Genomic DNA, 12,836 nt, shown 5'->3' with positions numbered 1-12,836 from the left:
CAAGGAGGTGATATAACATGTCACGTAGCACAAATAAATTAGCGGTTCCTGGTGCTGAATCAGCATTAGACCAAATGAAATACGAAATCGCTCAAGAGTTTGGTGTTCAACTTGGAGCAGATGCAACAGCTCGCGCTAACGGTTCTGTTGGTGGTGAAATCACTAAACGTCTAGTTTCACTAGCTGAGCAACAATTAGGCGGTTTCCAAAAATAATCCCATATATGATGGCTTAGAAAGAGCGGGTTCTCCCGCTCTTTCTTTTTGTTGTTTGCACAGTTATACATTCATTTCGACATAGATATAAAAAATTTGTCAAAAGAAGAGGGTTCAAAATTGACTGAAAATTCTTTATTATATAAGGGAGGCATAGAAATGGAGGAGGATATTGTATGAAGAGAGAAGAATTGTTGGCGCCAGCGTCTTATAATTTAGTTTCTGAAATAGAGAAATATACAAGTGATAAAGAGAAGCTTGCTTTAATTTGGCAAGATGATAAAGGGTATAGACGAGAAGTTACATACGCTGAGTTAATGAAAGGCGCGAATAAAATTGGAAACGCTTTTATAAAGAGTGGTTTGCAAAAAGGGGACAAGCTCCTCATTATGATGCCACGTTTAATTGAAGCGTACATGACGTATATCGCTGCGATTAAAGCAGGATTTGTCGTAATTCCGAGTTCGGAAATGTTACGCAAGAAGGATATCGAATATCGCATTGGGCACGGGGAAGTAAAAGCAATCGTAAGTTATGAGCCGTACATTGGGCAGTTTGATGATATAGAAGCGATGGAATCTCTTCAAAAATTCGTTCTGAGCGAGCAGTCAGTAGATGGATGGATTAATTTAAAAACAGCGTTAGAAACAGAAAGTGACCTGTTAGAAATGGCGAAGACAGATAAAGAAGATATGGTCTTTTTATCTTACACGTCAGGGACGACAGGAAATCCAAAAGGTGTTGTTCATACGCATGCATGGGCATACGCTCATTTACGTACGAGCGCTCCAAATTGGCTCGGGATTGAAGAGAATGATGTTGTATGGGCGACGGCTAGTCCAGGTTGGCAAAAGTGGATTTGGAGCCCGTTTGTAGCAACTCTCGGTTCAGGTGCAACAGGATTTGTATACCACGGTAAGTTTGAGCCAAAAACGTATTTAAACTTATTAGGTGATAATAAGGTGAATGTGCTTTGTTGTACGCCAACTGAGTATAGATTAATGGCAAAGGTAGAAGACTTAAGCCAGTACAATTTAGAAGCGTTACATAGCGCTGTATCCGCAGGTGAGCCGTTAAATAGAGAAGTCATTGAAACGTTCCAAAAGCACTTTAATATTACAGTAAGAGACGGCTATGGGCAAACGGAAAACACATTACTTGTTGGTGTAATGAAAGGAATGGATATTAGACCAGGATCAATGGGAAAACCAACGCCAGGCAACCACGTTGATATTGTAGATGAGGAAGGTATTCCGGTAAAGGTAGGAGAAGTTGGTGATATCGCAGTTCACATTGAAACACCAGCCCTCTTTAAACAATATTATAAAGACGATGAGCGCACAGCGATGCAATTCCGCGGTGATTATTATATTACCGGTGATAAAGCGAAGAAAGATGAAGAAGGCTATTTCTGGTTTGAAGGGCGCGGTGATGATATTATTATTAGCTCTGGTTATACAATTGGGCCGTTTGAAGTAGAAGATGCGCTCGTAAAACATCCTTACGTAAGAGAGTGTGCGGTTGTCGCAAGCCCTGATGAAATTCGCGGAAGTGTCGTGAAGGCATTTATCGTATTAAGAGAGAATATAGACAAGAACGAAGAAACATTAATTCCAGTACTCCAACAACACGTCAAAGAACTCACTGCACCATATAAATACCCTCGCAAAATTGAATTTGTAGATGAACTACCAAAAACGATTTCTGGAAAAATTCGCCGTATTGAACTTAGAAAACAAGAGATGGAGATTCCGTCAAAATAATTTTGAAAACAGTGAAGGAAATAGTTGAATGAAATGCCAAACAATGATAATATAAAAACGAACATAAGTTCGATTTTATAAACTAAAAAAAGAGGTGTCCGTATGATTTTAGGTATTAATCCGTACTTAGTTTTAGATGGTAGTGGGCAAGAGGCTGTACAGTTTTATAAAGAGGCGTTAGACGCAAAAGTAGAAGTCATGCAAACTTTTGGTGACATGCCTGAAAATCCAGAATACCCGATTCCAGCTGAAGCAAAAGAGCGCGTTTTACATGCTACTTTAAAAGTTGGTAATACGGACCTTATGATTTCTGATACATTCCCAGGTCAAGGGCATGCAATCGGATCTCAAGTAACAATTGCAATTCAAATTAGTAATGGAGAAAAAGCGAAAGAAGTATTCGAAAAGTTACAAGAGGGTGGAGAAGTTATTATGCCACTTCAAGAAACGTTCTGGAGCCCAGCATACGGACAACTAAAAGATAAATTTAGCATTGAATGGCAAATTACAACGAATCCTACTGAACAAAATTAATTTTTGGAAAAGCACCATTTTTAATCGGAATGGTGCTTTTTTTATACGGATTAATTTCGTAGACTTAAGGAAAAGGGGATGAGTATATGGGAGAGATTTGGTATGGCGGCACCATTTACACGATGCGAGAAGAGAATGAAAAAGTAGAAGCTATTTATGTTGAAAAGGGTATGATCGTTGATGCCGGGAGTAAGGAAGAACTAGAAAGCAAATATTCAGACGTGAAGTTGTGCGACTTAAAAGGGAAAACGATGATTCCAGGTCTCGTTGATAGTCATATGCATCTTATTGGTCATGGAGAGAGATTACTTCGTTTAGATTTATCAAACTGTACATCTTATAGCGAAGTGCTGACTCTTGTGCGGGAGCGAGTGGAAGAAGCTCCAAAGGGCTCTTGGATTATTGGAGAAGGCTGGAATGAAAATAACTTTACAGATACAAAACAAGTTCATGTACGTGATTTAGATGAAATTTCTACAGAACATCCAATTTTATTAAAGCGGGTTTGTCGCCACGTTACATGGGTGAATTCATACATATTGCAAGAAGCGAACATAACAGAAACGACGCAAGACCCGAAAGGAGGAAAAGTCGGCCGGGACGCATTGAATAATGTAACAGGGCTTTTATATGAACAAGGACAAGAACTAATAAAACATGTTCAGCCTGAAATTGATGAAGCCTACTTACAAAGAGCTCTGCAAACAGCGATAAAAGACTGTTGGCAATATGGACTCGTTGGTGGGCATACGGAAGATTTAAATTATTACGGTGGTTTTAGAAAAACGCATAATGCGTTTTCTCATGTTATAAAAGAAATGCCATTTAAAGCGCACTTGCTCGTTCACCATGAAGTGGCACATGAGCGAAAAGAATATGAAAATGAGCATTATATTGAATTTGGTGCGATGAAAATTTTTTCTGATGGCTCTTTTGGCGGAAGAACAGCTTTATTAAGTGAACCGTATGAAGATGCGCAGGAAACAAATGGAGTTGCAATCTTCTCACGTGAAGAGCTTGCGGAGTTAGTGAAAAAAGCACGTGATTTCCATATGCCAGTTGCGATTCATACAATCGGTGATTTATCGCTTGAATATGTCATTGATGCACTTGAATTATATCCACCAGTAGAAGGATTACGCGACCGCATTATTCATTGTCAGTTAGCTCGTGAAGAGTTGATTGAGAGAATGCAACACTTGACGGCTATTATCGATATTCAGCCCGTCTTTGTGTCATCGGACTTCCCATCGGTCATTGAAAAACTAGGCGAGCATCGTCTTCGTTATGCATACGCTTGGAAGACGTTACTGGAAGCAGGATTACACTGCAACGGTGGGTCTGACGCACCAATTGAACAAGTGAATCCGTTTTTAGGCATATATAGCGCTGTTACACGTAGAAGTTTTATTGACGGTTTATGCTATATGCCAGAGGAAAGATTAACGGTATATGAGGCTGTCTCTTTATTTACGACAGGAAGTGCCTATGCAATTGGAAAAGAAGCGAAGAGAGGACAAATTACAAAAGGATATGAAGCGGACTTTACGATATTAGCCCGCAATATTTTTGAAATAGAAGCAGAAGAAATAAAAGAATTACAAGCAGAAATGACTGTAATTGATGGGGAGATTGTTTATAGGAAAGATGTCTAAAAGTTTGAGGAAACGGCCTGAAAATACATTTTGGTGTTGCTTCCTCTTTTTAGATAGGTTGATGATATTGTTAATTTTTGTCGGTAAATTGATATTTTGGTTAAAATCGTTGATATATTTTGACTTGTGATAGATATATTCGAAAAATCGTTGATATATTTTGAGTTACGATAGATATATTTGAAAAATCGTTGATATAATTTCATATACTGTTGTCCTGTTCCAAAATATTTTGTGAAACAGCGTTAAGTTGCATGTGATAAATAAATAACCCTCGAATTATGGAAATCCCATAATTCGAGGGTTATTTGATTACTATAAAAACGTTCTCTGTACTTTTTCCCAGAAGGAATTGTTTTTTAATTTAACTGTTTTAATTTGTTTATCGCTTAAGCGTACAACAGCTTTTTCCACTTGTTTAATGCTAAGCGCTTCATTATCCAAACCGATAACAGGATAATCGTTACCGTTTGGTTTTAGTTTTAAAGTTAATGTACGCTTGTGATTTAAAATGAACGGTGAACCGAGCGTACGGTATGTGTTGTTATTTAATGATGCTAGTTCGCTTACTTGGAAGCATGGGATGAGCGGATCAACAACCGCACCATGTAACGATTTATTGTAAGCTGTACTTCCTGTTGGGGTAGAAACAACTAAACCGTCCCCTCTAAATGTTTCGAAATATAGATCATCAACGTGAACATCTACTACGAATGTTTTAATAATGCTAGAACGTAATGAGAACTCATTTAAACAATGGAAAGATGTACCGTGATCTACATCTACCTGAATTGTTGGGTATTTTCGCACTTCAATTTCATTTTTTGTAATTTCTTGAAGGGCTGTATCAACGTGATCAATATGGAAATCGCAGTAGAACGAAATTTCATCTTTCGTAGAAATCCCTGCGTATAAGCAATCTTCTCTAAAACCAGTTTTACGAACGGCTTGTAAGAAAGTTGCATCATCTCCAACACTGACGATAGCGTTTGCATTTTTTGGATGATCTAATATGGTGAATCCATTCTCTTCTAAAATACGATAGATTGGTTTCATTTTTTCAACGAGCGTTGCTTTGTCATCACCATAAAAGAAAAATAAATTGCGACGATCTGCCATTATGTATCCCTCCACTGCAGTTAAATTTTCTGTTCTTCGTGCTACATATCATCCAAATACGTTCCCCGACGATATGTTCAAATAATATATTTCGATATAAAATGTCAAAATCCTTTTTTGTTTTTAGAAAAATTTTTATATTCAATCTTAAAGAGTTCTGTTTAATGATGAATAAACTTGTCGATAATGGGTACGGAGTGAAAGGATGATACGTATGAAGTGGCTCGTGATTGGAATAATAATTCTTCTCCTTTTTATTTTGCTTATACTATTGTCGAAAATAAAGCTTAAAGTGACATTTTTATATTCAGAAATGGAAAAGCAATGTTTGTTTCAAGTGAAAATATGGATGATTCGATATACGTTTGATGTATTGGAAAGAATTGAAAAACAACAGAAAAAGACAGGGCAGAAAATCGAAAAAGCTGAAAAAGACGGTGGATTAGATAATAAAATTATGGCGCAACTTGATAGTATGGGGGAGCTGATAAAAAAGCTACAAGAAGTTCATACTATTGTTAAAGATTTTCTCAAACGAGTGAAAATCAATGGGTGGAAATGGCATACGCAAATTGGAGCAGGCGACGCAGCTAGCACTGGAATTGTCACTGGATATGCATGGGGGACAAAAGGAATGGCTGCTGGAGTTGTAGGACAATATATGCATATTGTAGACGTACCAGAATTTGAAATTACTCCTGTTTTTCAAGGGAAAGGATTTGCATCAAGATGTGAGTTAACGGCATCTTTTCGCATATTTCGTGCTATAAGAACAGGGATCAAATTACTCGTATTTATGAGAAGACAAAGATCTGGTACGACTGAAAAATCTGTTCAAGCATAGGGGGGATATAGAATGGACCATCCAATTCAAGGTTTAATGACAACCGCAATGCAGCATTTAAAACAAATGACTGATGTAAATACAATTGTTGGTGACCCAATTAAAGCGGCAGATGGAAGTGTAATTCTTACCGTTTCGAAAGTTAGTTTCGGATTTGCCGCTGGTGGAAGTGAATTTGGCAAAGTAGAACATTCAGGCCGTCATCCATTTGGCGGGGGAAGTGGTGGAGGAGTTTCTATTAATCCTGTTGCTTTTCTTGTTATAAATGGAGAAGGTGTAAAAGTGTTGCATTTAGATAAGCAAACACACGTCATCGATAAAATAATTGAATTAGCGCCACAAGCTGTTGATAAAGTGAAAGAAATGATGGATAAACGAAAAGAAGACGATCCTGAATTTCAAATTTAACAAATAAAGAAGCTAATCAATGGATTAGCTTCTTTAATTTTTTTGTAAATAAAGCGATTTTATTTGCATTATCGATAGGGACAAACTATCATTTACAGTGTACATATTTTGTTTAAATAAGGGAGGATTTTCAAGTGGCAAACGTAACTTTTAAAGGTAACCCAATGACTTTAGTTGGAACAGAAGTTAAAGTTGGCGATCAAGCGCCAAACTTTCAAGTATTAGCAAATGACTTATCTCCAGTAAGTTTAGAAACATACAAAGGTGAAGTAAAATTAATTAGTGTTGTACCTTCAATCGACACAGGTGTGTGTGATGCACAAACACGTCGTTTTAACCAAGATGCAGCAGGTATTGAAAACGCGAAAGTATTAACAATTAGCGCTGACTTACCATTCGCTCAAAAGCGCTGGTGTGCAGCAAACGGTTTAGAAAATGTTGTAACACTTTCTGACCACCGTGACCTTTCATTCGGTGAAGCTTACGGCTTAGTAATGAAAGAGCTTCGTTTACTTGCTCGTGCAGTATTCGTAGTAGATAGCAACGACAAAGTAGTTTACGCAGAATACGTAAGCGAAGGTACAAGCCATCCAAACTATGAAGCAGCATTAGAAGCAGCTAAAGCGGCAAAATAATGAGAAAGAAATGACCTCTTATAAAGAGGTCGTTTTTTCTCATGTATTGCTGCGTAATGGTACCAATATATGAGAAAAAACGTTATATCATATATAACTTAAAGGGGAGCTCTTTGCAGGAGGTCGCTTTTTCTTTTTGGAAAAAAACACTTTGTGGTATGATATAAGTTATGTGTAAAAGAGAGAAGGAGGAATGTACGTGAGTCAGACAGTAGAAACATTATTTTCTATTTTTGATTCTTCTGCGGTAGTTTTACGTAAAGAATTAGATGTAACATATTTAGAGGCGCTTGTAGAAACAGGTGATAACTTGTTTGAAGGAGCAATTTTACAAGAGGAATTATCCGAATCAGCAATTGAAAGGCTGAATCGTGAATATAGTACGTTTAATGAAGAAACATATAAAGGGGAAGAAATTCGTAAAGCATTTCAGTTAGCCATTTTAAAAGGAATGAAAGAAGGCGTACAAGCGAATCACGAAATGACGCCTGATGCAGTTGGAATGTTCATGAGCTACTTATTCCATAAATTTATGCAAGGGCAAAACGAAATTACTGTTTTAGATCCTGCAATTGGAACAGGTAACTTAATGACTACAGTATTTAATAGCGCCAAAGAAGGACTAGCAATGAGTGGATTTGGTGTAGAAGTGGATGAAGTGCTAATTAAACTTGCTTTAGTAAATGCAAATTTACAAAAGCATGCAATCGAATTCTTCCATCAAGATGGACTAGCGCCACTTTATATCGATCCGGTTGATGCAGTCGTTTCAGACTTACCGATTGGTTACTATCCAAATGAAATTGGTGCAAGTGAATATAAGTTAAAAGCAGATGAAGGAATGTCGTATGCCCATCACCTATTTATTGAACAAAGTGTGAAACATACGAAAGAAGGCGGGTACTTATTCTTCCTAGTACCAAACTTCATTTTTGAAAGTGATCAAGCACCCAAATTACATGCATTTATTAAAGAAACATGTTTTATTCAAGGGCTATTACAGCTACCTGTTTCCATGTTTAAAAACGAGAAAAATGCAAAAAGTATATTTGTTCTCCAAAAGAAAGGTCCTAGTGTAACAATGCCAAAACAGGCGTTATTAGTGGAGTTACCTAAATTCTCCAACATGAAGGCGATGGAGAACATTATGGATCAATTAAATACTTGGTTTGCAACCCACAAATAAGGCAAGGTATATGTAACAGGGTTAGTAATTCATGTAGTACAGTTTTATATGATATGTCATATTTTTAAATATATACTAGATTAAACTGAATTTTTTTGAAATCTGTAATATATATTTTTTCTTGGTGTTACAATTTTTTCACTTGAAATATATGTCGGACGATGTTTAAATTAAAATCGTGAGTATAAAATTCAATAATGATGAAACGTTTTCATATTTAGTGAATTTGATCAGATAAAATCGAGCGGTTTGTGGACATATCCACACAACTACCAAGAGAAAAAGGGGCGAAAGACTAGATGTCAAAAATCATCGCGATTAACGCAGGAAGCTCTTCCTTAAAATTCCAATTATTTGAAATGCCAAGTGAAACAGTATTAACAAAAGGTTTAGTAGAACGTATCGGTTTAGAAGATAGTATCTTCACTATTACTGTAGATGGCGAAAAACAAAAAGAAATTACAAATATTCCAGATCATGCAGTAGCAGTAAATATGCTTCTTAAAAAATTAACTGAAAACGGAATCGTTAAGTCTCTAGATGAGATTGGCGGTATCGGTCACCGTGTTGTTCACGGCGGCGAAAAATTTGCTGACTCTGTTTTAATTACTGATGAAGTATTAGCTGATATCGAAGAGTTAAGCGATTTAGCACCACTTCATAACCCAGCAAACCTTGTTGGTATTAAAGCATTCCAAGAAGTATTACCAAACGTACCAGCAGTAGCAGTATTCGATACAGCATTCCACCAAACAATGCCGGAATCTGCATTCTTATACAGCCTACCATATGAGTACTATGAAAAATTCGGTATCCGTAAATACGGTTTCCACGGAACTTCTCATAAATACGTAACTGAGCGTGCGGCTGAATTATTAGGTCGTCCACTTGAAAGCTTAAGCTTACTTTCTTGTCACTTAGGTAACGGTGCAAGTATCGCAGCAGTAGAAGGCGGTAAATCTATCGATACTTCTATGGGCTTCACTCCACTTGCTGGTGTAACAATGGGTACACGTTCTGGTAACCTTGACCCTGCGTTAATTCCATACATCATGGAAAAAACAGGCCAAACAGTAGAAGAAGTAGTTAACGTATTAAACAAGAAGAGTGGTATGTTAGGTCTTACTGGTTACTCTAGTGACCTACGTGACATCATTGCGAAAGAAGAAGAAGGCGACCACCGTGCGAAAGTAGCACTTGATGTATTCGTAAGCCGTATACACAAATACATCGGTTCTTACACTGCTCGTATGAAAGGTGTAGACGCAATCATCTTCACAGCTGGTGTAGGTGAAAACAGTGCAATTATTCGTGAGCGCGTATTAGAAGGCCTTGAGTACATGGGCGTATACTTCGACGTAAAACGTAATAACGTATTTGGTGAAGAAGCATTCATCAGCTTCCCACACTCTCCAGTAAAAATTATCGTAATTCCAACTGACGAAGAAGTTATGATTGCTCGTGACGTACTACGTCTTGGAGATATTGGTTAATATACTATATGAAAAGAAAGACGAGATCCTATAGGATTTCGTCTTTTTTCTTTTGTATATAATTTAAAATTCCATCTGGATATAGTACTTTCTTCTTCTGAATGAATACTGTAACGGGAATCCATTTCGCATACGATACTGTTTGCTCATCTTGTATATTCATTTTTTCCATTTCATATAGTGATGTGTCTAATAAGCGTAAAGAATATAGCTGAATGATTTCATGACCAATTCCCTCATCTAGCTGAAAGATGTTTTCTAAGCAGCCTAAATAATTGGTGATTTCCACTTCTGTATGAAGCTCTTCTTTAAATTCACGAATAACGGTATGTGCTGATTTTTCACCAAGTTCAATTGAGCCGCCAAGAGGTCGGTAATACGTTTCATCGCCTGTATGATATTCTTGTACGAGAAGGCGACCTTGATGTGTAGCAAGACCAAAAGCCTTTGCACGTGGATACATATATAATCACTCCTTATTTCTTTTGTATAAGGATGATTATAAGGCAGTGTGTAATAAAAAGTATCGTGTATTTAAGCCTGCGGTCTAATCGTAATCCCATCAAATAAGTCATGCCAAAATGCTTCATTGTACTGGTATACATCCATAATAGGGCATTTTATAACGCAAATATTTTGTAATCCCCAATCTTCTTGGGCAACAGTTGGTACATCTGCAGGAAGTAGTAATAGGACAGAGAATTTATGTTTAACTATTTGAGATAAAATTTGTTCCAGAGATCGTGCTTCTTCGTATGTTCCTCCAGTTCGAATAAACAATATGGATTTTTCCATTTCAATTGTAGTTAGAAAACGAGTAATTCGATGCTCATAATTTAGCTTGATTTCTGAATAAGAAGGCCAAGAAGTTGGTGTGTTTACATCTGTTTTAAAGTCGTGACAGGAGTCGATTTCATATAGGTTGTCCCTTAGTCTTAATTTCGCATCATCATCCCAAAATGAGATAAAGGATAAGTTTTCGAAATGTAAAAAACGGTCAAATCGATTTTGTAATAATACATTCACTTTTTCTAATGAAGGGCTTAGCATAAAATCGATAACACCAAAAAAGGGTGATAATCCGAATTGATATAAGGCCCAAGCAGGCCAACAGTTTTGTCCTAAGCTGAATACGACATTATATTCTTTTTTTATATTGGATAGATTCATGTGATTCATCTCATCCTTTTTGTTAATATTTTATGCCATAAAAAAATGGTATGTGAATGAATATAGACAAGCATATTTGCAAAGAAGAAGCAGAAATATGTTACAATAGAAAAAAATCGAACGAGGTGGTTGTTACGATGCGATCGAAGCGAGAACAAGCCATTTTAGACAATATAAAAGAATGGGAATCGCAATTAGTGGAGCAAGAAGCGACCGATTTTCAAAAAATCTTTGATAAATGGGTACATACGACAATTGCGAAATTGCCTGAGAAAAAACGAAAAGATTTCTTTACGAAAGCAGATGGATGGCTCTTTCATTTGCATGCATTGATTCAAAGTTCACAATCACAGCTAGATGCGCGTAATCGTATTTTAGGAACGTCGAGATTGTTTGATGAATCGATTGAGCAACTAGAAGATTTGAAAGCATTATCTATTGATCAGTTAACATACATAGCAGAGCAGCAAACAGCACGTCATCGCCTATATTCATTCGTACAAGGCGGAGCAACGGGTGTCGGAGGTTTATTATTATTAACGGCTGATTTTCCGGTTATGATTGCGTTAAATGTGAAGGCTGTCCAACTTATTGCAACATCATTTGGGCATGATGTGAACAAGCCTTATGAAATGATGCTTGCATTAAAGGTATTTCATGCGTCATTACTACCAGGAAGACTTCAGCAATACGCATGGTACAATTTATTGCAAGAGCTAGAGCAAGCAGATTCGTTCTTCTACGAAGGAGACGAAGCGGTGTTACAACCAGCTTCTACTGAAGTTGTGTTAAAACAAATTTTGAAAACATTTTCGATTTATGCTCTTCGTCGTAAATTATTCCAAGGTATTCCGGTAATTGGAATGGCAATCGGGTCTACAGTGAACTATCGTTTAACAAGAAACGTTACTGAATTTGCAAATAGATTTTATCAAGTGCGCCACATAGTTGAAAAAGAAAAGAGAGCGTAAAAAAAGCGAGAGGCCGAAGCCTTTCGCTTTTTTAATTTGTTGCATGTTTTTTTGGCATTGGAACAGATACTGGTTGCTTTTCCGCTTTTTTTTCTGCTTTTGGATAATAAATTAAATCCAATGTTTTTGCTTGTACGGCAATCGAAAGAATAGTGAAAGCAATTTCTGTCCAATTTAAATAATATAATGAAAGCGCAAGAACAATCGCGTCAAAGACGAAGAAAATTTGCCCAATTGTAAAGCGAGTTCGTTTACTTAATACAATTGTTAAAATATCGTCTCCACCGGTTGCACCGCCAAATCGCAATATAAAACCGAGTCCAATACCAGCTAACGCACCGCCAACTATTGCAGCTACAAATAAATTATTTGATAAATCTACCGTAAATGGAGAATAATTTTCCATAAGAGAATAAAATACTCCGAATGAAATCGAACCTAGGAATGAATAACCAACCATTTTTCTACCTAAAAATGAAGCACACAGTAAAATAATTGGGATATCCATAATTACAGTTGAAATAGATGGTGAAATATCATAAAAATTTTGGATGAATAGTGCAATACCTACAAAGCCACCTTCTGTTAAGTGGTTTTGGAAGTGAATGTGATATAGCGCTGCTGCTAAAATAAATGAACCGATTAAAACCATAAAAACTTCTTTAATAATTTGTCGACTTTGGATGTTCCTCATCGTTATTCCTTCTTTCCGTAGTTAGTAGTCCTTTTTGTGTTGTAAACTAACTACGAGCTCACATGTAGCTTCAGTTAGTTTACTAAAAAAACTAACTACGCTATATGTCGCTGAAGAAATAACGAATAATCCTCTCGTCCATCAATTCT

Annotated in this window: 14 protein-coding genes; 10 read left to right on the top strand and 4 right to left on the bottom strand. The window is 36.8% G+C overall.

The window, feature by feature from the left end; genetic code table 11:
* Positions 1-17: 17 nt before the first annotated feature.
* The 4 genes from JDS82_RS08175 to JDS82_RS08160 all read left to right on the top strand — a co-directional run bounded on the left by JDS82_RS08175 (position 18) and on the right by JDS82_RS08160 (position 4,167).
* A complete protein-coding gene (locus JDS82_RS08175; RefSeq protein ID WP_000091639.1) occupies positions 18-215 on the top strand; it encodes an alpha/beta-type small acid-soluble spore protein in 198 nt (65 codons plus the stop codon).
* Positions 216-391: 176 nt separating this feature from the next.
* The gene (mbcS, locus tag JDS82_RS08170; RefSeq protein ID WP_199713054.1) at positions 392-1,978 is read left to right on the top strand and encodes an acyl-CoA synthetase MbcS; all 1,587 of its coding nucleotides are present in this window, start codon (positions 392-394) and stop codon (positions 1,976-1,978) included.
* Positions 1,979-2,080: 102 nt separating this feature from the next.
* Complete coding sequence (locus JDS82_RS08165) at positions 2,081-2,512, top strand: VOC family protein (protein WP_000600355.1); 432 nt, start codon at positions 2,081-2,083, stop codon at positions 2,510-2,512.
* 86 nt (positions 2,513-2,598) lie between these two features.
* A complete protein-coding gene (locus JDS82_RS08160) occupies positions 2,599-4,167 on the top strand; it encodes an amidohydrolase (protein WP_064470105.1) in 1,569 nt (522 codons plus the stop codon).
* 315 nt (positions 4,168-4,482) lie between these two features.
* Here JDS82_RS08160 and JDS82_RS08155 read toward each other — a convergent pair whose 3' ends face one another.
* The gene (locus JDS82_RS08155) at positions 4,483-5,286 is read right to left on the bottom strand and encodes an NAD kinase (RefSeq protein WP_048562115.1); all 804 of its coding nucleotides are present in this window, start codon (positions 5,284-5,286) and stop codon (positions 4,483-4,485) included.
* A gap of 205 nt (positions 5,287-5,491) precedes the next feature.
* Here JDS82_RS08155 and JDS82_RS08150 point away from each other — a divergent pair, with 205 nt between their 5' ends.
* The 5 genes from JDS82_RS08150 (at position 5,492) to ackA (ending at position 9,852) form a co-directional block, all read left to right on the top strand.
* Positions 5,492-6,130 carry a DUF2953 domain-containing protein gene (locus JDS82_RS08150; protein WP_002107586.1) on the top strand — a complete coding sequence of 213 codons (639 nt, stop codon included), beginning with the start codon at positions 5,492-5,494 and terminating at the stop codon, positions 6,128-6,130.
* A gap of 12 nt (positions 6,131-6,142) precedes the next feature.
* Positions 6,143-6,538, top strand: coding sequence for a GerW family sporulation protein (gene ytfJ, locus JDS82_RS08145; RefSeq protein ID WP_000350005.1), 396 nt, complete (start codon positions 6,143-6,145; stop codon positions 6,536-6,538).
* 134 nt (positions 6,539-6,672) lie between these two features.
* A complete protein-coding gene (gene tpx, locus JDS82_RS08140) occupies positions 6,673-7,173 on the top strand; it encodes a thiol peroxidase (RefSeq protein ID WP_076540703.1) in 501 nt (166 codons plus the stop codon).
* A 199-nt stretch (positions 7,174-7,372) separates the two neighbouring features.
* Positions 7,373-8,359 (top strand): class I SAM-dependent methyltransferase, encoded by a 987-nt coding sequence (locus tag JDS82_RS08135; RefSeq protein ID WP_000084362.1) that lies wholly within the window; start codon positions 7,373-7,375, stop codon positions 8,357-8,359.
* Positions 8,360-8,658: 299 nt separating this feature from the next.
* Entirely contained in the window at positions 8,659-9,852 is a 1,194-nt protein-coding gene (ackA, locus tag JDS82_RS08130; protein ID WP_000034572.1) for an acetate kinase, read from the top strand.
* 28 nt (positions 9,853-9,880) lie between these two features.
* Here ackA and JDS82_RS08125 read toward each other — a convergent pair whose 3' ends face one another.
* Together JDS82_RS08125 and JDS82_RS08120 are read right to left on the bottom strand one after the other, a co-directional pair.
* Positions 9,881-10,315 (bottom strand): NUDIX hydrolase, encoded by a 435-nt coding sequence (locus tag JDS82_RS08125; RefSeq protein ID WP_000283494.1) that lies wholly within the window; start codon positions 10,313-10,315, stop codon positions 9,881-9,883.
* A gap of 71 nt (positions 10,316-10,386) precedes the next feature.
* The gene (locus JDS82_RS08120; protein WP_199713053.1) at positions 10,387-11,022 is read right to left on the bottom strand and encodes a DUF1796 family putative cysteine peptidase; all 636 of its coding nucleotides are present in this window, start codon (positions 11,020-11,022) and stop codon (positions 10,387-10,389) included.
* Between the two features lie 137 nt (positions 11,023-11,159).
* Here JDS82_RS08120 and JDS82_RS08115 point away from each other — a divergent pair, with 137 nt between their 5' ends.
* A complete protein-coding gene (locus JDS82_RS08115) occupies positions 11,160-11,993 on the top strand; it encodes an EcsC family protein (RefSeq protein ID WP_199713052.1) in 834 nt (277 codons plus the stop codon).
* Positions 11,994-12,024: 31 nt separating this feature from the next.
* On the opposite strand, the gene JDS82_RS08110 is transcribed toward JDS82_RS08115, so the two are convergent.
* The gene (locus JDS82_RS08110) at positions 12,025-12,687 is read right to left on the bottom strand and encodes a YitT family protein (protein ID WP_001244522.1); all 663 of its coding nucleotides are present in this window, start codon (positions 12,685-12,687) and stop codon (positions 12,025-12,027) included.
* Positions 12,688-12,836 lie beyond the last annotated feature (149 nt).

Source organism: Bacillus cereus group sp. N14 (assembly GCF_016483555.1).
Lineage (GTDB): Bacteria > Bacillota > Bacilli > Bacillales > Bacillaceae_G > Bacillus_A > Bacillus_A wiedmannii.
Note: the sequence above shows the minus strand (reverse complement) of the source record. Positions and strands in the feature narration are given on the sequence as shown.

Bases quoted from the DNA above. Each gene is read 5' to 3' on its own strand.
- JDS82_RS08175 (WP_000091639.1), top strand. From the start codon at position 18: ATGTCACGTAGCACAAATAAATTAGCGGTTCCTGGTGCTGAATCAGCA.
- mbcS (WP_199713054.1), top strand. From the start codon at position 392: ATGAAGAGAGAAGAATTGTTGGCGCCAGCGTCTTATAATTTAGTTTCT.
- JDS82_RS08165 (WP_000600355.1), top strand. From the start codon at position 2,081: ATGATTTTAGGTATTAATCCGTACTTAGTTTTAGATGGTAGTGGGCAA.
- JDS82_RS08160 (WP_064470105.1), top strand. From the start codon at position 2,599: ATGGGAGAGATTTGGTATGGCGGCACCATTTACACGATGCGAGAAGAG.
- JDS82_RS08155 (WP_048562115.1), bottom strand. From the start codon at position 5,286: ATGGCAGATCGTCGCAATTTATTTTTCTTTTATGGTGATGACAAAGCA.
- JDS82_RS08150 (WP_002107586.1), top strand. From the start codon at position 5,492: ATGATACGTATGAAGTGGCTCGTGATTGGAATAATAATTCTTCTCCTT.
- ytfJ (WP_000350005.1), top strand. From the start codon at position 6,143: ATGGACCATCCAATTCAAGGTTTAATGACAACCGCAATGCAGCATTTA.
- ackA (WP_000034572.1), top strand. From the start codon at position 8,659: ATGTCAAAAATCATCGCGATTAACGCAGGAAGCTCTTCCTTAAAATTC.
- JDS82_RS08125 (WP_000283494.1), bottom strand. From the start codon at position 10,315: ATGTATCCACGTGCAAAGGCTTTTGGTCTTGCTACACATCAAGGTCGC.
- JDS82_RS08120 (WP_199713053.1), bottom strand. From the start codon at position 11,022: ATGAATCTATCCAATATAAAAAAAGAATATAATGTCGTATTCAGCTTA.
- JDS82_RS08115 (WP_199713052.1), top strand. From the start codon at position 11,160: ATGCGATCGAAGCGAGAACAAGCCATTTTAGACAATATAAAAGAATGG.
- JDS82_RS08110 (WP_001244522.1), bottom strand. From the start codon at position 12,687: ATGAGGAACATCCAAAGTCGACAAATTATTAAAGAAGTTTTTATGGTT.